Below are 20,837 nucleotides of genomic sequence, written 5' to 3'. Positions count from 1 at the left end.
CTTACGCCACCGACCGAACCGTAACCTGCTGCCGCGCACCGAACCGGCGGAACCGGGCACGCCGCTCGACGGCGAGGTCTTCGCCGCTGTGACCGGTCAACTCGCGCAGGCTCGCGGTCAGCGCACGGCGCAGTTGGTTCGCCGCCGCCAGCGGTGCGGTACCGACGTCGTCACCCGGTTCGGGCAGCACCGCATCGACGACACCGAGCCGCAGCAGGTCAGCGGCCGTAAGTGACAGCGCGGCAGCGGCTTTCGGTGCCGCCGCCGGATCGTTCCACACGATGGCCGCGCACCCTTCCGGGCTGATCACCGAGTATGTCCCGTTGGCGAACATCAGCACCCGGTTGGCAACGCCGAGCGCCAACGCGCCACCGCTGCCGCCCTCCCCGATCACCACACTGATCACCGGCACCCGCAACGCGGACATCAGCCGGATATTCTCCGCGATCACCACCGCCTGCCCCTGCTCCTCGGCGGTCGCGCCGGGATAAGCGCCAGGGGTGTCGATCAACGTGATGACGGGCAGCCCGAGCTTTTCCGCGAAACGCATGAGACGTGCGGACTTTCGGTATCCCGCCGGCGTCGGCATGCCGAAGTTGCGGGCCATCAGCTCCTTCGGCGCATGTCCCTTCTGATGTCCGATCACCACGACCGGCTGGTCACCGAGCCAGGCGGTACCGCCGACGATGGCCGGACAGTCGCCCGAGATGCGGTCGCCGCGCAACTCCCGGAAGCCGTCGAAGGCCAGGGCGAAATAGTCGAGCGCGGTGGGCCTGCTCGGCGTGCGCGCCCGCCGAACCTGTACCCAGGGATCGCTTTCGGGAACCCGAGCCGGGTCGGTAATGGTCCCCGCGTCCAGTTCGGTCACCGCATCGCTGGTCGGATCGACCGGACCGGCCACTCGCAGTAGCGAACCGAGTGCCTGTCGCAATCCGGAGCGTGGCACGATCATATCGATCAGGCCTCGCTCCAACAGGAATTCGGCGGTCTGGAACTTCGGGGGAAGCTCCTGCCGGATCGTCTGCTCGATCACTCGGCGACCAGCGAAGCCCAGGCGGGCCCCCGGTTCGGCGATCAGCACGTCCGACAGCGTGGCGAACGATGCGGCCACCCCACCATAGGTCGGGTCGGTGATCAGCGTGATGGTGAGGATGCCGGCGCGGTCCAGCTGTTCCAGCGCCGCACTGGTTTTCGCCATCTGCATCAGCGACAGCGGTCCCTCTTGCATCCGTGCACCACCCGAGGCGGTGACGATGAGCAGCGGAATCCGTTCGGCGAGCGCGGTTTCCGCAGCTCGGGTGATCATTTCACCCACCGCGGTACCCAAACTGCCACCGAGGAACCGGAAATCCATTGCCGCGATGATCACCGGATTGCCCTCGATCGCCGCGAGCGCGCACAGCACGGCATCGTGCATGCCGGTGCGAGCCCGTGCGGCGGCGAGCCGGTCCGGATAGGGCTTGGTATCGGTGAAGGTCAGCGGATCGTCGTCGGTGCGGACGACGGCGAGCGGCTCGAACCGGCCCTCGTCGGCGAGCTGGGTGAGGCGCTGCTCGGCGGTGATCGGGGCATGCCTGCCGCATTCACCGCAGACACCGAGGTCACGGGCGAATCGCTTGCCGTACAGCGGAATCAGACAGGCCGGGCAGAGCACCCAGTCCGCGGCACTGTCCAGGCCGTGTGCTGACTTCATCACGCTTGTCTCCTGTGCTCGGGGAAGGTGCGACCCAGCCTGCGCGCACCCGCTAGAGAACAGCTCGACTCCGGCGCTCGAGTCAGGTTCGAGGTACGCCTTCGATGCTTGACCCCACGATCGAAGGGAGATAACGCCATGAACCCCAACGCATCCGGTGGTGCTGTATGACCCGCCGCGTTGTCGTCACCGGACTCGGTGTCCGCGCGCCCGGCGGTTCGGGTAAGGACGAGTTCTGGAAACTGCTGTCCGAGGGCCGCACCGCGACGCGCCGGATTTCATTCTTCGACCCCACGCCCTACCGGTCCCAGGTGGCGGGCGAAGCCGATTTCGACCCGATTCAGGAAGGGCTGTCGCCCAGGGAAATTCGCCGCATGGACCGAGCGGTGCAGTTCGCCGTGGTGTGTGGACGGGAGGCGGTGGCCGATAGCGGCATCGATATCGGATCGCTGGATCCGCACCGGCTCGGCGTCAGTCTCGGCAGCGCGGTCGCCGCGGCAACCAGCCTGGAGCAGGAATATCTGGTGCTGTCGGATTCCGGTAAGAACTGGCTGGTCGACCAGACCTACCTGTCCCCGCACATGTTCGACTACATGGTGCCCAGCGTGATGCCCGCCGAGGTGGCCTGGAGTGTGGGCGCGGAGGGGCCGGTCGCCATGGTTTCCAACGGCTGCACCTCCGGGTTGGATTCGGTCGGCCACGCCGTGCAGTTGATCCGTGAGGGTTCGGCCGATGTGATGCTCGCCGGGGCGGCGGATACCCCGATCACGCCCATCGTGGTGGCCTGCTTCGATGCGATCAAGGCCACCACCTCCCGCAATGACGATGCCGAACACGCCTCCCGGCCGTTCGACAACTCGCGCAACGGCTTCGTGCTCGCGGAGGGCGCGGCGATGTTCGTGCTGGAGGAGTACGAGAGCGCGCGCAAGCGGGGCGCACGTATCTACGCCGAGATCACCGGCTATGCCACGCGATGCAATGCGTACCACATGACCGGGCTCAAGGCCGACGGCCGGGAGTTGGCCGAGGCGATCCGGGTCGCACTGGACGAGTCGCGCATCGACCCCACCGGCGTGGATTACATCAACGCGCACGGCTCGGGCACCCGGCAGAACGACCGGCACGAAACCGCCGCCGTGAAGCGCAGTCTCGGCAGGCACGCCTACGCCACACCGATGAGCTCCATCAAATCGATGGTCGGCCACTCGCTGGGCGCCATCGGCTCGGTCGAGATCGCCGCCTCCCTGCTTGCGCTGGAATACCAGGTGGTGCCGCCGACGGCGAATCTGCACGAGGCCGATCCGGAATGCGATCTGGACTATGTGCCGCTCACCGCGCGCGGGCACCGGATGGACACCGTGCTCACCGTCGGCAGTGGATTCGGTGGCTTCCAGAGCGCGATGGTGTTACGTAAGCCCGAGGCGGTGGCGGCATGATCCTGGTAACCGGTATGGGCGTGGTCGCGCCGAACGGCCTCGGCGTCGAACGCTTCTGGGATGCGGTATTGGACGGCCGCACTGGTATCGCACCGCTGACCCGGTTCGACACCGGTCGCGGCACCGCGCGATCGGCCGGACAGGTCGCCGATTTCGATGCGGCCGAACATCTGCCGAGCCGACTGCTGCCACAGACCGATATTTCTACGCGGATGGCATTGGTGGCGGCGCAGTGGGCACTGGACGACGCCAAGGTCGATACCGCGGCGTTGACCGACTACGACATGGGTGTGGTAACCGGAAATGCCTCCGGCGGTTTCGAATTCACCCATCGCGAGTTCAATAAGCTGTGGTCGCGCGGTTCCGAGCATGTCAGCGTCTACGAATCGTTCGCCTGGTTCTACGCGGTCAATACCGGGCAGATCTCGATCCGGCACGGTATGCGCGGACCGAGCAGCGCGCTGGTCGCCGAACAGGCGGGCGGTTTGGACGCGGTCGGGCATGCCCGGCGGACCGTCGAACGCGGCACCCCGCTGGTGGTCACCGGCGGGGTGGATTCCGCGCTCGATCCCTGGGGCTGGGCCTCGCATCTGGCGAGCGGCGAGGTCAGCACGTCGGCTACCCCGGAGCGCGCCTATCTGCCGTTCGACATCGCGGCCGCCGGATATGTGCCAGGTGAGGGCGGTGCGATGCTGGTGGTCGAGGACGCCACGGCGGCCCGCGCCCGCGGCGTGCCGAAGGTGCACGGCGAAATCGCCGGGTACGCCTCGACATTCGATCCCGCACCGGAGACGGGAAGGCCATCGGGTCTACGCCGCGCCGCGGAACTGGCACTCGCCGACGCCGGTATGGGGCCGGGCGACATCGATATCGTCTTCGCCGACGCGGCGGGCGTACCCGACCGCGACCGGGACGAGGCGGCGGCCATCGAGGCCGTCTTCGGTGCCGACGGTGTGCCGGTCACGGCGTCGAAACCGCTGACCGGGCGGCTGTTCTCGGGTGCGGGCCCGCTCGACATCGTGACCGCGCTGCTGTCCATTCGCGATTCGGTGATTCCGCCGACCGCCTACACCACCACCCTCGCCGAGGACTATCGGATCGATCTGGTGCTCGGCGCACCACGGCCCGCCACCGTCGGCGGCGCCCTCGTCCTGGCCCGTGGCCGTTGGGGATTCAACTCCGCGGTCGTCGTGCGCGCTGTCGACCAAACCTAAGGGAGCCGATCATGACCATGACCATCACCGAATTGCGCCGGATCCTCGTGGAGTGCGCCGGCGGCGACGATATCGCCGAAGATATCGCCGGACTCGATTTCGAACAGCTCGGCTACGACTCGCTGGCGCTCATCGAAACGGCCGCACGGATCCAACGCGATTTCGGCGTGCTGATCCCGGAGGAGCAGCTCGTCGATGTCAAGACACCGCAGGAGCTGATCGATATCGTCAACAGCCAATTGCGCGGTGCGGCATGAACGTTCAGGTGATGAGCCACACCAAGGTGGTGCAGGCGCCGCCAGAGGTGGTCTACGACCTGGTGGCCGATGTGACCAAATGGCCGGTGATCTTCGCGCCGAGCGTGCTGGTTCGCCATCTGCACCGTGGACCCGATGAGGAGCGGTTCCGGTTGTGGGCCACCGTCAACGGTGAGGTGAAGAACTGGACCTCGCGGCGAGTACTGGATGCGGCGCAGCGGCGCATCGTCTTCGAACAGGAGCGTAGTCAGGCGCCGATCGCGTCCATGGGCGGCGGCTGGTCATTCCGCGAAATCGATTCCGGCACGACGAAGGTCACCCTCGACCACCGCTTCACCGTGGTGGACGGGGCGGATCCGGATCTGGTCGCGGGCGCGGTGGATCGCAATAGCGAGACCGAGTTGGCGGCGCTGGCTCGCATCGCAGAGCTTGGACATCCGGTGGACGATGTGGTGCACACCTTCGAAGACGCTGTTCCGCTGGATATTTCGGCGGCCGAAGCATACGACTTCATCTACCACAGTGAGCGCTGGCCCGAACACGTCCCGCACGTCGGCCGCATCGAACTCGACGAGGATGCCGATGGCGTGCAGCTGATGGAGATGGATACCGTTACCGCGGGCGGCATTGCGCACACCACCAAATCCGTGCGCGTCTGTGTCACCGACGAACGCATCGATTACAAGCAGCTGCTGCCGCCTGACATGCTCTTCGGGCACAGCGGCGCATGGGAATTCGCGGACGCTCCGGACGGCGCGGTGGTGACGGCGCGGCATACCGTTGCGATCAATCCGGTCGCCGCCCGCGAAATCCTCGGGGCCGATACCGATCTCGCCGATGCGCGTGCATATCTCACCGACGCGCTGTCGACCAACAGTCGCAACACCCTGCTGTGCGCGGTGCGGTACGCCGAATCCGTGAAGTCACCGACATGACCGCCACCGAACTACCACACGTGGCCGGGGGCCCGGTAGTGCACGAAATCGCCGACCGGGTCTATGCGTACACGCACAGTCGAGGCGGCTGGTGTGTCAGCAATGCGGGCGTGCTGGCGGGTCCGGACGGCGCGGTCGTGATCGACACTCTGGCGACCGAGGGACGCACCCGCGCGCTGGTCGAATTCGTCGACGGGCTCGGTATCGGTCCGGCCAGAACGATTGTCAACACCCACCACCACGGCGACCACAATTTCGGCAATCATCTCTTCGGACCCACCGCCGTCGTCATCGGCCACGATCGGATCCGGCCGGAAATGATCGAGACCGGACTCGCGTTGACCGAACTGTGGCCGCAGGTGCAGTGGGGCGATGTGCGAGTCACCCTGCCCAGCATCACCTTCAGCAGCCGCATGACCCTGCACATCGGTGACCGGCGTGTCGAACTCATCCACCTCGGACCGGCCGCGCACACCACCAATGATGTGGTGGCGTGGCTTCCCGAGGAGAAGGTGCTCTTCGCCGGAGACCTGGTGATGTCGGGGGCCGCGCCGTTCTGCCTGATGGGATCGGTGAGCGGGTCGATAACCGCGATCAAAAGGCTCGCCGAGCTGGGCGCGGAAACCGTGGTTTCCGGGCACGGTCCGGTGACCGGGCCCGAGATCTTCGAGCAGACGCTGCGGTATCTGCGGTGGGTGCAGGAGTTGGCCGCCGAGGGCCGCGCCCTCGGACTCACCCCGCTGGCCATCGCGCTCGAGGCCGATCACGGTGAATTCGCCGATCTGGTCGACGAGGAGCGCATAGTCGGCAATCTGTACCGCGCCGATGCGGAGTCGGCGGGCGGTCCGATCGGCGAACCGCTGGATGTGCTGTCAATTTTCGGCGAGATGATCGTGTACAACCACGGGCAGGTGCCGACATGTCTGGCGTGACAACCGTATCGGTGCCGGTCTGTGTGGTCGGCGGCGGTCCCGCAGGGCTGATGACCGGTCTACTGCTGGCCCGATCGGGCGTGGAAGTGCTTGTGCTGGAGAAGCATCCGGACTTCCTGCGGGACTTTCGCGGTGACACCGTGCACCCATCCACTCTCCGGGCGATGGACGAACTCGGGCTCGCCACCGAATTCCTCGCGCTGCCCCACGTCGAACTGCCGCAGCTGCCGATGGCCACTGCGAGCGGGCCGGTGATCTTCGCCGACTTCCGCACTCTCCCAGGCGGTTTTCCGTTCGTGGCATTCATGCCGCAGTGGGATGTGCTGAACTTCCTGGCCGCGGCGGGTGGGCGGTATCCGGGCTTCCGACTGATCCAGCGGGCCGAGGTCACCGAACTCATCCAGGAGCACGACACCGTGGTCGGCGCACGGGTACGCACGCCCGAGGGACCTCTGGAGGTCCGGTCCCAGCTGGTGATCGCCGCGGATGGACGCAATTCGATGGTGCGCGGCGGCCTGCTCGAGGTCGCGGCCAGCGCGGCGCCGATGGACGTGCTGTGGTTCCGGGTCGGCAAACCCGACGGCGAACGGCTGCCTACCGTGCGCAGCGGCAATGGTTTCTTCATCGTCTGCATCGACCGCGGCGACTACCTGCAGGTCGCCTACATGATCCCGAAGGGCGGATTCGCGACCGTGCGCGCCGCCGGACTCGCCGACTTCCGCGCCGACCTCGCCGCGATCTATCCCAGCCTCACCGAGCATCTTGCCGCCGAGATCCGCACCTGGGATGACGTGAAACCCCTTGATGTGCGCGTGGACCGGCTGCGCCGCTGGTACCGACCCGGTCTGCTCGCGATCGGCGATGCGGCCCATGCCATGTCACCAGCGGGCGGAGTCGGCATCAATCTCGCGGTGCAGGACGCGATCGCGGCCGCCCGGCTGCTCGCGCCCATCCTCGGCACGGGTGCTCGACCGAGCGTCGCGCAATTGCGCGCCGTACAGGCCAGGCGTGAATTCCCCATGCGGGTAGTGCAATTCGCGCAGCTGCGGCTGCTGTCGGATCTCTATCCGAATGCCGGGCGGCCGGGCACCGATAAGCCACTGCTGGTGCGTCTGCTGCGGCGCTTTCCCCGCCTCCCCCGTTTGGTGGCCCGGGTGATCGGGCTCGGCATCCGGCCCGAACACGTGCCACCGGCGGCCGATATCGCCGGAACCGTCACTGCCCTAACGAAATTCAGGGAGAACTGATCGTGTCGACATATCTGCTCGTCCATGGCGCATTCCACGGCGGCTGGGCCTGGCAGCGAGTGGCGCCCCTGCTCGCGGACGCCGGACACCGCGTGCTGGCACCGTCCCTGGTCGGCCTGGGCGACCGAGCCGACCTACTGACTCCAGCGGTCGGCCTGGATACCCATGTCGAGGATCTGGTCGACCTGCTCACCTCCGCGGATCTCACGGACGTCGTCCTGGTCGGGCACAGCTACGCGAGCATCGTGGTGACCGCGCTCGCCGACGCCGTCCCCGACCGTATCGCCGAACTCGTCTATATCGACACCTTCGTCCCGCGCGACGGCGAGGCGGTCGCCGACATCATGCCCGGCATGGTCGATGCCTTCGCCGCCGCGGCGGCCGAATACGGTGACGGCTGGCGCGTACCGCCGCAGACCGAGCCGATGGGCGACGGCGGCCTGTACGGCATTACCGAGGAGTCCGATCTGAGCTGGGCCGCCTCACTGATGACCGCCCAGTCCCTCGAGACGTTCCAGCAGCGCATGCTGCTCACGAATCCCGTTGCACTGGCCGATATTCCGGTGACACATGTGTATTGCAGCGAGGGCGGCGAAGCCTACAAGGCCATGCGCGCCGCCATGCCGCGCACCCTGCCGCCGGCCGATCTGCCGCCCGGCCGCCTGCACGTGCTGCCGACCGGACACGACTGCATGATCACCATGCCACGCGAATTGGCCGGGCACCTCCTGACATTGGCGCCACGGACCAGTCTTGCTTGATGCCGACCAGCCGGATCGGGTCAGGATTCGGCCGCGTCGTAGGCGGCGCGGGCGGCGAGTACTTCGCTGAGATGCACGCTCGACCAGTCGACGATGCTCGCGAAGACCGGGGTCAGGGTGACCGCGAGCGGGGTTGCTTCGTACTCGACGCGGGGCGGCACCTCGGCGTGGTAGGTGCGCGACACCAGTCCGTCGCGTTCCAACTGACGCAGGCGCTGGGTCAGCACTTTGGGGGTGAGGCCCGGAATGCGCTGATCGAGTTCGGTGAAGCGCAGGCGGCCGTCATGGGTCAGCACCCAGAGCACCTGGGTGGACCAGCGGCCGAAAACCAGGTCGATCACCGGCGTGATCGGACACGGATCGACAGTGGCCGGCCCACCCCTCGTCGAATCGCCACGCGATGTCGGCCTCATTAGCCCTCACTTTCCACTTGGTAAGTACTATACTTTGGAAAGTACTGTGAGACCAGTGGTCGTGAGCGAGCATCACCGCGAACGAAAGCCGAAGGGAACACAGTCATGACATCGACATCCGTGGACGGACGCATCGATCTGCCACGCCGCTCCGGCGACCGGCCGCACACCCGGGCAGTCAATCCACATCAGCAGCTCAGTCAGCTCGCGCCACCGGATCTGCAGGAAGCCCTGTGGTCGCGAATGACCACGCTGAACGGCGTGCTGCTCGGCCGGAGCGGCGTTTCGCTACCCGATACCCGGGCGCTGCACCTGCGCCCGACCATCGCCAAGGGACCGGGCGAGGCATATCTGGTCGGCACCGAGTTCGCCCATCTACACGGATACGACGACGGCAGCCTGCACATATGCCTACCGAAAGATATTGCGGCCGAGGCGATCGCGCAGGGGTGGGCGGAGTTGCACCCGATGGCGCGTCAGCGTTTCCTGCCGCAGACGCTGGTAATGGTCTACGGGCCACGCGATCTCGACGAACTCGAGGTTGTCTGGCGGCTGGTACGGGTCAGCCACGGCTTCGCACGCGGGGCGGCTACAGCGTGATTAGAGCGGCGGCCGCCATCGTGGGAGCTATGAACGCGACCGATCTCGTCGGAACCTGGGAATTGCTGTCCTACTTCGATATCGACGAACACGATGCGACCAGCACCGGGCCACTGGGTGCCGCACCGCGCGGCCTGCTGATCTACGGCGCACACGGCTACATGTCGGTCAGCATGATGCGTACCGACGCGGCCACGGACGCACCGCCCTTCATGGGTTATGCGGGAACCTGGCGCAGGCGCGGCACGGAGATCGTGCACGCGATCACCGTGTGCTCGAACCCGGCCTGGGCCGATACCGAACAGGTTCGCCAGATGTCGCTCAGCGGCGACATTCTCACGCTGATCGGGGCCGCCGAGGTCGGCGGGCGGATGCAGCGCCGGGTGCTGACCTGGCGCCGCTCCTGCCCGCCCGCCTGAAATACCTTGTCATTCCGGAGAATACGAAAATAGAGACTGATCGAATTGGACCGGTTCGTTGTCTTCCACGAGTATGCCGGTGATCACACCGCTGGTCTGCGCGGTCACCGGGATCATCAACTTCATCGCCTCCACTATGGCGATCTGCTGTCCGGCCGTGACGCGGTCGCCCACTTGGACGAACGGGTCCGTGCCAGGTTCCGGGCTGCGGTAGAAGACCCCGACACTGGGCGCGCGGAATACCGCACCGACCGGCGGGTCATCCTGTGCTCCAACGGTTTCCACTGTCGCTGGCGCTGGGGCCACCGGCGCCCCCGAGACCTGCCATTCGGCTTCGATCGTCACCTCGCCCACCTGGACACGCAGCGCGCTGGGCTGCTGCGGGAAGCCCGCGAGCAGTTGCAGCGCGCCGGTCTGGATGGCTTCGAGTACCCGCAGATACTCGTCATGCCCGGTTATGTTCTCCTCCACTGCGGTCATTGCTCAGGCCTCTCAGTAATTACCCAGTCCGCCACAGACATTCAGCGCCTGTGCGGTGACAGCACCCGCGCCGGGGCCGATCAGATAGTCGACCATCGCCGCGACCTCGAACGGCTGCACGTAACGTCCGATCGGGACGCGCGCGCTGACCCTGGCGTGCACCTCGTCGGTGTCCACGCCCCACAGACCGGAGTAGACCTCCCGAACGCGTTCTGCCATCGGAGTTTCCACGAAGCCGGGGCACACCGCGTTCACCGTGATCCCCGTCTTGGCCAGTTCCAGTCCGAGCGCTTTGGTGAAGCCGACGACACCGTGTTTGGAGGCCGAATACGGCGCACCGTGTACGACACCCTGTTTACCGCCGGTGGAGGCGATATTCACGATACGACCGCTGCCGCGCTCGAGCATGCCGCCTGCGGTCAGTACCGCCTTGGTCATCAGGAAGACGCTGTTGAGGTTGGTATTGATGACGTCGAACCACAGGTCGTCGGTGACCTGCGCGGTGACACCGCCGCCGCTGCGGCCCGCATTGTTGACCAGGATGTCGATCGGGCCGTAGCGCCGCACGCCCGCGTCGACGTATTCACGGATCTGCGCGGCATCGACGACATCGCAGACCGTGCCGTCGACCTCGTGACCGTCGTCCTGCAGGCTCTTGACCGTATCGGTCACCCGCTGCTGATCGCGGGCGCAAATGAAAACCGCGATCCCCTGTGCTGCAAGGCTTTTGGTGATCTCGAGGCCCATACCGCTGGTCGCTCCGGTGACCAGCGCGACGCGCTGAGTTTCCGCCATGACTCCTCCATCGGTCTTTCCGTACTCGCCGGGCATATCGACCTCCAGACTCGTCGCGGGTCCTATAGCCCCGGTCAACCCGCGCACGGCTCGAGCCAGCCTCTAGCGGCATCGGCGACCGTTGCGTGCAGCCGCGCCCCGCCGCAACCAAGGAGCCACCATGACCACCGTCGCCAGCCGCACCGAGTTGTACGCCGAGGTCCAGCAGTTCTACGCCGATCAGATGCAGCGGCTGGACAACCGCGACATCCCGGGTTACGCCGAAACCTTCACCGATGACGCGGAATTCGAACACACACCGGGCCGGCCACCGGCCCGGACCAGAGCGGGCATCGTCTCGGACCTGGTCGAATTCCACAAGCGCTTCGAGGCCGATCCGATGCAGCGCAGGCACTGGTTCAACATGATCAACCTGCAGCCGCAGGACGATGGAACCATCGTCTCCATCGCCTACTGTCTCGTGGTCAAGATCCGGCCGAACAGCCAGCCGGAAATCGCGCCGAGCTGCGTCGTGCACGACGTGCTCGTCCGCGTCGACGGCAATCTGCTGACCCGGTCCCGGCGTGTCGCCCATGACTGAATCCGCTGTCCCCGACCATATTTCGAGGAGAACCACGTGAACACCGTGCAGCCGGCAACCCTGTTGCCCCTTGCCGCCGAATCCCAGGACCTGTTGTTCCGGGAGGCGCGCACCGCGAACACCTTCACCGACACACCGGTCACCGACGACCAGATCCGCGATATCTACGAACTGATCAAATACGGCCCGACATCGATGAACCAGCAACCGCTGCGCATCGTCCTGGTCCGCAGCCCCGAGGCGCGGGCCCGCTTGGTCACCCACATGATCGACAACAACAAGCCCAAGACCGCGGCCGCGCCCCTGACCGCAATCCTGGCCGCCGACTTGAACTTCCACGAAAATCTGCCGAAGGTCTTCCCGCATGCCCCCGATGCCAAGGAATACTTCGCCGACCGGGACTACCGCGCCGAATCGGCCCGCTTCAACGCCCTCATCCAAACCGGCTACTTCATTCTCGGCATCCGCGCCGCAGGCCTGGCCGCCGGCCCGATGAACGGATTCGACGCCGAGGGCTTGGACAAGGACTTCTTCCCCGATGGCACCCACAATTCACTCGTCGTGGTCAATATCGGCACCCCGGGAGCAGACGCCTGGTTCCCCCGCTCACCCCGCCTGACCTACGACGAGGTCGTGACGACGGTGTAAGCAGCGGGCATGGCCGACGAGTGGCACACGGATGCGGCAAGTGTCCGAGTAGGCGCGACCATTGTGTGCCACTCGTCGATGCGGTGCGAGTGGAACCTGCGATCGAGCGGCTCTGCGCCGCAAAAACCTGTTTTCGAGACGCTTTCCACCGACACCGATGTGACGGCGGAACATGGGCTCGTACCTGAATTGCCGAAAACCCGGACACAGGGGCAATGACGCACCGATTTTCCGGGAACTCGAATGACAATATTGCAGCGCAGCCGAAAGTCGTTGCAAAGCAAGGAGAAACAATGCTGTGCAATACAAATGAATAGGGCTTCGACTTTGTCGTCCTCGACAGCAACAAAAGGCGTAAGCTCGATCCATTCGGTGTCGTTGACATCGAAATATTCATGATCGACAAGTAGGCGACGGCACCGGATGCCAAGTCGACCGAACGTCCCACGCCAGAGATTTGTCGACTCAACAGAGCAACCGAGGAGGCAGCATGACAGTGGTCCAGAACTTCATCGACGGCAAGCTCGTCGACTCGGTCGATGGTGCGACGATGGCACTGGTCGACCCTGCCACCGGTGACCGGTACGGCACCGCCCCGGCGTCCAACGAACAGGACATCGACAACGCGTACGCAGCTGCGGCGAGGGCGTTCGAGGACTGGAAGCGCACGACGCCGTCGCACCGGCAGAAGGCGCTGTTGGATTTCGCCGACGAGTTGGAGAACGCCGCTGCCGCGCTTGTCGCGGCCGAGGGTCGCAACACCGGCAAGCCGAACCACATCACCTCGGCCGTGGAGATCCCGCAGATGCTGGACCAGACCCGATTCTTCGCGGGCGCGGCACGGGTACTCGAGGGCAAGTCGGCCTGCGAATACCTGGCGGACTATACATCGTGGATCCGCCGGGAGCCGGTCGGTGTCATCGGGCAGGTGACGCCATGGAATTACCCGATGATGATGGCAATCTGGAAATTTGTTCCCGCGATCGCGGCAGGCAACACCGTGGTGATCAAGCCGAGCGACACCACCCCGGTGACCACGGTGATGCTGGCCGAGCTGGCTTCCGAGCACCTGCCGCCAGGCGTGCTCAACGTGGTCACCGGTGACCGGGTGACCGGTGCCGCGGTGGTGGCGCATCCGACCCCGCAGATGGTGTCGATCACCGGTTCGGTGGCAGCGGGCCGTGCTGTCGCGGAGTCGGCCGGAGCCCGCCTGAAGCGCACACATCTGGAGTTGGGCGGCAAAGCGCCGGTAATCGTGTTTCCCGACGCCGATATCGCCGCTACCGCCCAGGGCATCGCGGCCTCGGGTTATTTCAACGCCGGGCAGGATTGCACGGCGGCCACCCGGGTGCTCGGTCACGCGTCGGTGGCCGATGATTTGACTGCGGCGCTGGCCGAGCAGGCAGGCAGTGCCACAACGACATTCGGCAAGGCCGTCGATGACGAAGACGCCTGGGTACCACCTGTCAATAACGCCGACCAACTAGAGCGGGTGCTCGGCTTCCTCGATGATGTGCCCGATCACGCTTCGGTCGTGGTCGGCGGGCACCGACAGGGCGACCGCGGGTATTACGTCGAGCCGACGGTCATCGGCGGGCTGCTCCAGCATGATCGGCTGAGCCGGCACGAGATCTTCGGCCCGGTGATCACCGTGCAGTCGTTCACCGACGAAGACGACGCGATCCGGTGGGCCAATGGTGTCGAATACGGGCTGGCGTCCTCGTTGTGGACCAAGGATGTGTCGAGGGCGCTGCGCGTATCGGCCGCGCTCGACTTCGGCTGCGTGTGGATCAACACCCACACCGCGCTGATCGCCGAGATGCCGCACGGCGGGTTCAAGTCGTCCGGACACGGTAAGGACCTGTCGATGTACGGGCTCGAGGACTACACCCGCGTCAAGCATGTGATGGCCAAGATCTACTAAGTGTCGCGAGGGCTCAGCCCAGCGCGCGGGTGAATCCCTCGACGAGTTCGTCGACCTGGTCGTCGGTCATCACGAACGACGGCGAGATCTGCATTGCGCCCTGGCCCGCCGCACGTCCTGAGATGCCGTGCTCCCGTAGGGTTTTCACGAAGGGTAGGCCCTCGGCGGGATCGGCGAGCTGGATCGCGGCGACCGCTCCGAGACCGCTGCGTACCTCGGCTACGCGCGGGTGCTCCGCGAGCGGAGCGAGTTTGGCGTGCAAAGTGGATTCCAGGCGCTTCGCCTCGCCGAGTAGACCCTCGCGTTCGACGATGGCGAGGTTGGCGAGGGCCGCGGCGGCGGCTCCGGCGTGGCCGCCGTAGGTGTAGCCGTGGCGCCACCAGACGCCACCGCGGAAGAAGGGATCGGCGATATGGGGTGCGATGAAGACCGCGCCCATGGGGACATAGCCGGAGGTGAGGCCCTTGGCGGTGGTCATGAGGTCGGGTTCGAGCGCGAAACGGGTTGCGGCGAACCAGGATCCGCCGATGCGGCCGAAGCCGGTGACGACCTCGTCGACGACGAAGAGGATGTCGTGATCGCGGCAGATGCGGCGGACCTCGGTGAGGTAGCCGTCCGGCGGCAGGTAGATCCCGCCCGCGCCGATGATGGGTTCGCAGAAGAAGGCCGCGATGCGCTCCGCGCCGATCTCCTCGATGAGCGCGAGCAGCGCCTTCGCATCGTCCCATTCGACGGTGCGGGCATCGGCCATCAGTTCGCCGTAGCCCTCGCGGTTGACCGGGATCCCCGCCAAAGCCGTTCCCGCGATATGCATTCCGTGATAGGCGCGCTGTCTGCCGACCACAATGGTCTTGTCCGGCCGCCCCAGCTCGTGCCAGTAGCGGCGAGCGAGCTTGGCCGCGGTGTCCACCGAATCCGAGCCGCCGGAGGTGAAGAAGATCTTGCTGCCCGGCACCGGTGCGATGCTCGCCAACTTCTCCGCCAACTCCTGGGTCGCGGGTTCGGCGAAATCACCGAAGTTCGAATAGTGCGCGACCGTGCGCAGCTGTGCGGCGACCGCATCCGCGATCTCGGCGCGTCCGTGCCCGACATTGGTGAACCACAGCCCGGCCGTCGCGTCCAGATACCTGGCGCCCGCCTGGTCGTAGATGTAGGCACCCTCACCACGTGCCACGACGAACGCGCCATCGCGTTCGACAGCACCCATATCGGCGAATCCATGCCATAGCGCGCCCATGTCAACCACCTCTACTCGACAACCACGTCACTTCGCTCCCCGGCTGGTCCGCACCGCGCCGATGGCCGCACGGCGCACCGAGGCCGGCCACCGCGACGGCGAGCAGCGCGAATCCGATGACCAGGACCACCAGGCCCATCGTCATCGACACATAGCCCTGATGCCGTGGATCGAGGAACGGGTACGGATACCAGTCGACGATCGGCCCACGAATGAGGGTGTACGCGCCGTAGCCGAGCGGGTAGACCAGCCAGCCCGCGACCAGCCGCCCGGAAATACCCAGCGCGACCGGCGCCAGCACCCAGTCCACGATCATCACGATAGGCATGATGCGCTGCAGTACGTCATCCACCCACCCCTGTCCGTCTCGCACGGAGATGTACGCCAGCAGCACCGCGTAGACGATGCCGGTGACGAGCAGATACAGCGTGGCCGCACCGCGCACCAACTGCCAGCGCCGATCGGGCGGATCGAACAGCGCCCCGACCAACAGGACGAGCACACCGAGAATATTCGCCTGATCGGTGAAGAAGTTCATATCACCGGCCTGGACCGAGCCGCATTGCAGCGGTCCGACGATCAGCGCCACCAGGCCGAGCACCGCGAACGCGAGCCGAAGCCACCGGATCCACCGAGGAGAAACAGCGACGGCGCGCACGCTGCCGATTGTTGCACACGCTTTCTGTGCGGGCCATGACCTTGCAATAGCGCCGGACTATCGCTGCGGCACTAATGTCGATGTGGTGGAACAGTTTCCGAGTCGCGTGTCGGTACCGGGAGCGGGAGGTGTGGTCGGCACCGCGTGGATGGCCGGTCTGCTCGACTCCCGAAGTCCGCCGGCGGACGAAGACGCCGGAGTTCAGAAGGTAGGCCGGTGGTGGCGGCGCGGATCACGTGTCGGCGTTGGTCACGGGGTCGCGGATCGCGCCGATCAGCAGCACTATGACGCCGAACACATTGGATTCGATGGGCGCACGTCAGCACAGTGTCGGCGCCCGGACCACCGGTGCGCTCACCCTGATGCCGATGCCCGAGTCCGATTCGACGCGCCAGTTTCGCTACCCTGGTGAGCGCAATGACCAGGACAGCCGACGCGAATCTCCGCGAGCTTCGGACCCGCCTGGCCGCCGTAACCCTCCGCGATGAACACCGGTTGCGCCGCAACCTGGACCGGGCCCGCGGCGGCGATCTCACCGGCATCACGGCCGAGATCGCGGCGGCCGAGCAGCGCGTCGAGGCCCGCCGCGCCGCTGTACCCGAAATCCGCTATCCGGAGCAGCTACCGGTCTCCGCGCGCCGCGACGATATCGCCAAGACGATCCTGGACAACCAGGTCGTCATCGTCGCCGGTGAGACCGGATCGGGTAAGACCACCCAGATTCCGAAGATCTGCCTGGAACTCGGCCGCGGCATCCGCGGCACCATCGGCCACACCCAGCCGCGCCGTCTGGCCGCGCGCACGGTTGCCGAGCGCATCGCCGAGGAGTTGGGCACCGAACTGGGCGATGTCGTCGGCTACACCGTGCGTTTCACCGACCAGGCCTCGGATCGCACACTCGTCAAGCTGATGACCGACGGCATCCTGCTCGCCGAAATCCAGCGCGACCGGCTGCTGCGCCGCTACGACACGATCATCATCGACGAGGCGCACGAACGCAGCCTCAATATCGACTTCCTGCTCGGCTACCTGAAGCAATTGCTGCCGCGCCGACCGGATCTCAAGGTGATCATCACCTCGGCGACCATCGATCCGGAATTGTTCGCCAGGCACTTCGCCGACGAATCAGGTACTCCCGCACCGATTGTCGAAGTATCCGGCCGTTCCTATCCGGTCGAAATCCGGTACCGGCCGCTATCGCTGGAGCTACCCGTCGCCACCGATGACGACGACGAGGACACCCGGATCGTGGACCGCGACCCGGTCGACGCCATCGGTGACGCGGTGCGCGAACTTTTCGCCGAGGGCGACGGTGACGTGCTGGTCTTCCTATCCGGCGAACGCGAGATCCGCGACGCCGCCGATGCGTTGCGCGACTTGCGGATTCCGCGCACCGAGATACTGCCGCTCTACGCGCGCCTGTCCACGGCCGAACAGCATCGCGTCTTCGCCCCGCATCCGGGGCGAAGAGTTGTGCTGGCCACCAATGTCGCCGAGACCTCGCTGACCGTCCCCGGCATCCGCTACGTCGTCGATCCCGGCACCGCGCGCATCTCGCGCTATTCGATGCGCACCAAGGTGCAGCGCCTGCCCATCGAAGAGGTCTCGCAGGCCTCGGCACGCCAGCGCGCGGGACGCTGCGGCCGCGTCGCCGACGGCATCTGCATCCGCCTGTACTCCGAGGAAGATTTCGAATCCCGGCCCGCCTTCACCGAACCGGAGATCCTGCGGACGAATCTGGCCGCAGTCATCCTGCAGATGACCGCGCTCGGACTCGGCGATATCGAGAAGTTCCCCTTCGTGGAGGCGCCCGACCGCAGGGCTATTCGCGACGGTGTCGCACTCCTCGAGGAATTGGGCGCGCTTGCACCGCGCGCCACCGCGAAACCCGCTCGGCAGCAGGCTGATTCGACGCAAGAAGTTACCGCCACCGAGGGGCGAGCGGACCAGGTGTCGGACGCGACACTGACGCTTACGCCTACCGGCCGCGAAATGGCACAGATACCGGTGGATCCGCGAATGGCGCGCATGCTGGTCGAAGCCCACCGCAATGGCGTGCTCGCCGATGTGCTGATCATCGTTGCCGCACTGTCCATTCAGGATGTGCGCGAACGTCCCGCGGACCATCAGCAGGCCGCGGACACCAAACACGCCCGCTTCGTGGTCGAAGGCTCGGATTTCCTGGCCTACCTGCGGTTGTGGGAGTACCTGACCGAGCAACGGAAGTCGCTGTCGTCCAATCAGTTCCGGCGCATGTGTCGTGACGAGTTCCTGCACTATCTACGGATCCGGGAGTGGCAGGATCTGCACGGGCAACTGCGGACGATCACTCGAGGGCTCGGGTGGTCGGCGAACGGCGACGGTTCGGACGGCACCGAAAGCGGTTCGCGCCGTGGGCGATCCGCGGCGGATGGTCGCGATTCGGAACGTGGACAACGCAAGTCCGATTCATCTCGCGCGAAAGCGAACCGCGGTCGCGACAGCACCGCCGCTTCGAAGCCACAGCCCGCCGAAGACGATGGCACACCATGGGATTCGACCGCCATCCACCAGGCCCTACTGGCGGGCATGCTGTCCCACATCGGCGTCCGCGAGGCCGAGACCCGCGAATTCCTCGGTGCCCGCAACGCCAAATTCATGATCTTCCCCGGATCCTCGCTGGCGAAGAAGCCACCCCGGTGGGTGATGGCGGCCGAACTGGTCGAGACCTCCCGGCTCTGGGGCCGGATGGCGGCCAGGGTGGAGCCGGAGTGGGCCGAGAGCCTGGCCGGGGATCTGGTGAAACGCACCTACTCCGAACCGCATTGGTCGTCCAAGCGCGGCGCGGCGCGCGCCTACGAGCGGGTCACGCTGTACGGCGTACCACTGGTGGTCAGCCGCGCCGTCGATTACGGCCGGATCGATCCGGAACTGTCGCGTGAGCTGTTCATCCGGCATGCCCTCGTACAGGGTGAGTGGCAGACCCGGCACGAATTCTTCAACCGCAACCGCGAACTCCTCGACGATGTCGCCGATTTGGAGCACCGCGCCCGTCGCCGCGACATCCTCGTCGACGATGAGGTGCTGTTCGAGTTCTACGACAAGCGTGTCCCGGCCGACATCGTTTCGGTGCGCCACTTCGACAGCTGGTGGCGCACCGCGAAGCGCAAAGATCCCGCGCTGCTGGACTTCTCGACCGATACCGTGGTCAATGACGCCGCGGCCACGCTCGACCCGACCGATTTCCCGGACGCCTGGCGCCAGGGCGAGTTGAGCTTCCCACTCACCTATCAATTCGAGCCCGGCAATGACGATGACGGTGTCACCGTGCGGATCCCGGTCGAGCAGTTGGCGCATGTGCGTGCCGTCGGCTTCGACTGGCTGGTGCCCGGTATGCGCGACGAGTTGGCCACCGCGCTGATCAAAACGCTGCCGAAGGCTCTGCGCCGCACCGTCGTTCCCGCACCGGACTTCGCCGCGGCGGCGCTCGCCGTGCTCACGCCGCGCGCCGAACCCCTGCGCATCGGCCTGGCCAGGGAGCTGTCGCGGCTCGGTTCGGTCACCATCGCACCGAGCGATCTCGACCCCGCCGCGCTTCCGGACCATCTGCGCATGACCTTCGCCGCGATCGCTGCCAGCGGTCAGGTGCTGGCGCGCGAGAAGAATCTCGCTCAGTTGAAAACCCAGCTGTCCGAACAGGTTTCGTCCTCGGTCGCCCGTGCGACCGCAGGCGCGGAACGTGCTCCCGCTACCGTGTGGACGTCGGAATCGCTGGGGACGGTCGAGCCGACGGTGCGCAGCGAAGTGGCCGGACAGACCGTCACGGGCTACCCCGCGCTGGTCCCCGAGGGCGAGGGCGTCGCGGTGCGCGTCCTGAGCTCCCCCGCCGAGCAGGCCGTCGCCATGCGGGCGGGCACGCGCGCACTGGTGTTGAGCGCCATTCCCACCTCGGTCCGCACCGTCACGGCCAGTCTGCCACCGCGGGATCGGCTTGCGCTGAGCCAGAATCCGTACGGCTCGCTGGACGCGCTCATCGAGGACTGCCGAGCCGCCGCCGCGGACGAACTGATCGCCGCCGCCGGTGGGCCGGTGCGCAGTCCGAAGCAGTTCGACACTTTGGTCACGAAGATCCGCCCCGACTTCGTGTCCGCCGTGGCCCACATCGTGCGCCTGGTGGTGCCGGTGCTGGCTGGGGCACACCAGGTTTCGTCCGCCCTCGCCGATACCACCGAACGCGATATCGCCGACGATGTCCGCCACCAACTCGACGACCTGATCTTCCCCGGGTTCATCTCGGAGTGGGGCAGCGCTCGGCTGCGCGAGCTCCCCCGCTACCTGGCGGCTGCCCGCACCCGCCTGGAGGCGCTACCCGGCTCCGCGGTCCGCGACCGACAGGGCATGGTCGAAATCGACCGCGCACTCGCCGCCTACGACCGCCTCGTCAATGCCCTGCCCGAAACCCGCAAGCACGCCCCGGGTGTCACCGAAATCTGGTGGATGATCGAGGAATTCCGCGTCAGCCTTTTCGCCCAGAAACTCGGCACGCCGTACCCGATCTCCACCAAACGCATCGAAAAAGCCATCGCCGCCATCCGCCGCTGACCCATCAGCCGTGCGGCTGCCGCGATC

At 66.2% G+C, this 20,837-nt stretch carries 19 protein-coding genes; 13 read left to right on the top strand and 6 right to left on the bottom strand.

Annotated features, from left to right (window positions below; all coding sequences use genetic code 11):
- Position 1: 1 nt before the first annotated feature.
- Positions 2–1,693 carry an acetyl-CoA carboxylase, carboxyltransferase subunit beta gene (accD, locus tag ACZ60G_RS30500; protein ID WP_465814491.1) on the bottom strand — a complete coding sequence of 564 codons (1,692 nt, stop codon included), beginning with the start codon at positions 1,691–1,693 and terminating at the stop codon, positions 2–4.
- Positions 1,694–1,860: 167 nt separating this feature from the next.
- On the opposite strand from accD, the gene ACZ60G_RS30495 reads away from it, so the two are divergent.
- From ACZ60G_RS30495 to ACZ60G_RS30465, 7 genes are read left to right on the top strand one after another with little or no spacing between them, the layout of a single operon-like run.
- Positions 1,861–3,129, top strand: a complete 1,269-nt coding sequence (locus tag ACZ60G_RS30495) for a beta-ketoacyl-[acyl-carrier-protein] synthase family protein (protein ID WP_465814366.1) — start codon at positions 1,861–1,863, stop codon at positions 3,127–3,129.
- Positions 3,126–4,343, top strand: a complete 1,218-nt coding sequence (locus tag ACZ60G_RS30490; RefSeq protein ID WP_465814364.1) for a ketosynthase chain-length factor — start codon at positions 3,126–3,128, stop codon at positions 4,341–4,343. The genes ACZ60G_RS30495 and ACZ60G_RS30490 overlap by 4 nt, the downstream gene beginning before the upstream one ends.
- Positions 4,344–4,354: 11 nt before the next feature.
- Positions 4,355–4,600: an acyl carrier protein gene (locus tag ACZ60G_RS30485; protein WP_465814363.1), complete on the top strand. Its 246-nt coding sequence runs from the start codon at positions 4,355–4,357 to the stop codon at positions 4,598–4,600.
- Positions 4,601–4,611: 11 nt separating this feature from the next.
- Complete coding sequence (locus ACZ60G_RS30480; RefSeq protein WP_465814361.1) at positions 4,612–5,535, top strand: aromatase/cyclase; 924 nt, start codon at positions 4,612–4,614, stop codon at positions 5,533–5,535.
- Entirely contained in the window at positions 5,532–6,467 is a 936-nt protein-coding gene (locus tag ACZ60G_RS30475; protein WP_465814360.1) for an MBL fold metallo-hydrolase, read from the top strand. The genes ACZ60G_RS30480 and ACZ60G_RS30475 overlap by 4 nt, the downstream gene beginning before the upstream one ends.
- Positions 6,455–7,714 (top strand): FAD-dependent oxidoreductase, encoded by a 1,260-nt coding sequence (locus ACZ60G_RS30470; RefSeq protein WP_465814358.1) that lies wholly within the window; start codon positions 6,455–6,457, stop codon positions 7,712–7,714. Before ACZ60G_RS30475 ends, ACZ60G_RS30470 begins: the two co-directional genes overlap by 13 nt.
- Positions 7,715–7,716: 2 nt before the next feature.
- Positions 7,717–8,475, top strand: coding sequence for an alpha/beta fold hydrolase (locus ACZ60G_RS30465; protein WP_465814356.1), 759 nt, complete (start codon positions 7,717–7,719; stop codon positions 8,473–8,475).
- A 20-nt stretch (positions 8,476–8,495) separates the two neighbouring features.
- Here ACZ60G_RS30465 and ACZ60G_RS30460 read toward each other — a convergent pair whose 3' ends face one another.
- Positions 8,496–8,816, bottom strand: a complete 321-nt coding sequence (locus ACZ60G_RS30460) for a winged helix-turn-helix transcriptional regulator (protein WP_465814354.1) — start codon at positions 8,814–8,816, stop codon at positions 8,496–8,498.
- A gap of 177 nt (positions 8,817–8,993) precedes the next feature.
- On the opposite strand from ACZ60G_RS30460, the gene ACZ60G_RS30455 reads away from it, so the two are divergent.
- Both ACZ60G_RS30455 and ACZ60G_RS30450 read left to right on the top strand, forming a co-directional pair.
- Positions 8,994–9,488 carry a luciferase domain-containing protein gene (locus ACZ60G_RS30455; RefSeq protein ID WP_465814352.1) on the top strand — a complete coding sequence of 165 codons (495 nt, stop codon included), beginning with the start codon at positions 8,994–8,996 and terminating at the stop codon, positions 9,486–9,488.
- 29 nt (positions 9,489–9,517) lie between these two features.
- Positions 9,518–9,907, top strand: coding sequence for a lipocalin-like domain-containing protein (locus ACZ60G_RS30450; RefSeq protein WP_465814350.1), 390 nt, complete (start codon positions 9,518–9,520; stop codon positions 9,905–9,907).
- A gap of 9 nt (positions 9,908–9,916) precedes the next feature.
- Here ACZ60G_RS30450 and ACZ60G_RS30445 read toward each other — a convergent pair whose 3' ends face one another.
- Positions 9,917–10,387: an acetyl-CoA carboxylase biotin carboxyl carrier protein gene (locus ACZ60G_RS30445; protein WP_465814348.1), complete on the bottom strand. Its 471-nt coding sequence runs from the start codon at positions 10,385–10,387 to the stop codon at positions 9,917–9,919.
- 12 nt (positions 10,388–10,399) lie between these two features.
- Positions 10,400–11,182, bottom strand: a complete 783-nt coding sequence (locus ACZ60G_RS30440) for an SDR family NAD(P)-dependent oxidoreductase (protein ID WP_465814346.1) — start codon at positions 11,180–11,182, stop codon at positions 10,400–10,402.
- A gap of 160 nt (positions 11,183–11,342) precedes the next feature.
- On the opposite strand from ACZ60G_RS30440, the gene ACZ60G_RS30435 reads away from it, so the two are divergent.
- From ACZ60G_RS30435 to ACZ60G_RS30425, 3 genes are all read left to right on the top strand, one after another.
- Positions 11,343–11,762, top strand: coding sequence for a nuclear transport factor 2 family protein (locus ACZ60G_RS30435; RefSeq protein WP_465814344.1), 420 nt, complete (start codon positions 11,343–11,345; stop codon positions 11,760–11,762).
- 36 nt (positions 11,763–11,798) lie between these two features.
- On the top strand, positions 11,799–12,410 hold the full coding sequence (locus ACZ60G_RS30430; RefSeq protein WP_465814342.1) for a malonic semialdehyde reductase: 612 nt from the start codon (positions 11,799–11,801) through the stop codon (positions 12,408–12,410).
- A gap of 490 nt (positions 12,411–12,900) precedes the next feature.
- Positions 12,901–14,334 carry an aminobutyraldehyde dehydrogenase gene (locus tag ACZ60G_RS30425; protein ID WP_465814340.1) on the top strand — a complete coding sequence of 478 codons (1,434 nt, stop codon included), beginning with the start codon at positions 12,901–12,903 and terminating at the stop codon, positions 14,332–14,334.
- A 13-nt stretch (positions 14,335–14,347) separates the two neighbouring features.
- Here the strand turns inward: ACZ60G_RS30425 and ACZ60G_RS30420 are convergent, their stop codons facing one another.
- On the bottom strand, positions 14,348–15,571 hold the full coding sequence (locus ACZ60G_RS30420; protein WP_465814338.1) for an aminotransferase family protein: 1,224 nt from the start codon (positions 15,569–15,571) through the stop codon (positions 14,348–14,350).
- A 1-nt stretch (position 15,572) separates the two neighbouring features.
- A complete protein-coding gene (locus tag ACZ60G_RS30415; protein ID WP_465814336.1) occupies positions 15,573–16,229 on the bottom strand; it encodes a Pr6Pr family membrane protein in 657 nt (218 codons plus the stop codon).
- A 417-nt stretch (positions 16,230–16,646) separates the two neighbouring features.
- Here ACZ60G_RS30415 and hrpA point away from each other — a divergent pair, with 417 nt between their 5' ends.
- Complete coding sequence (gene hrpA / locus ACZ60G_RS30410; RefSeq protein WP_465814334.1) at positions 16,647–20,810, top strand: ATP-dependent RNA helicase HrpA; 4,164 nt, start codon at positions 16,647–16,649, stop codon at positions 20,808–20,810.
- Positions 20,811–20,837 lie beyond the last annotated feature (27 nt).

Source organism: Nocardia sp. NPDC102475, assembly GCF_055584605.1.
This window is presented reverse-complemented; position numbering and strand designations above follow the sequence as displayed.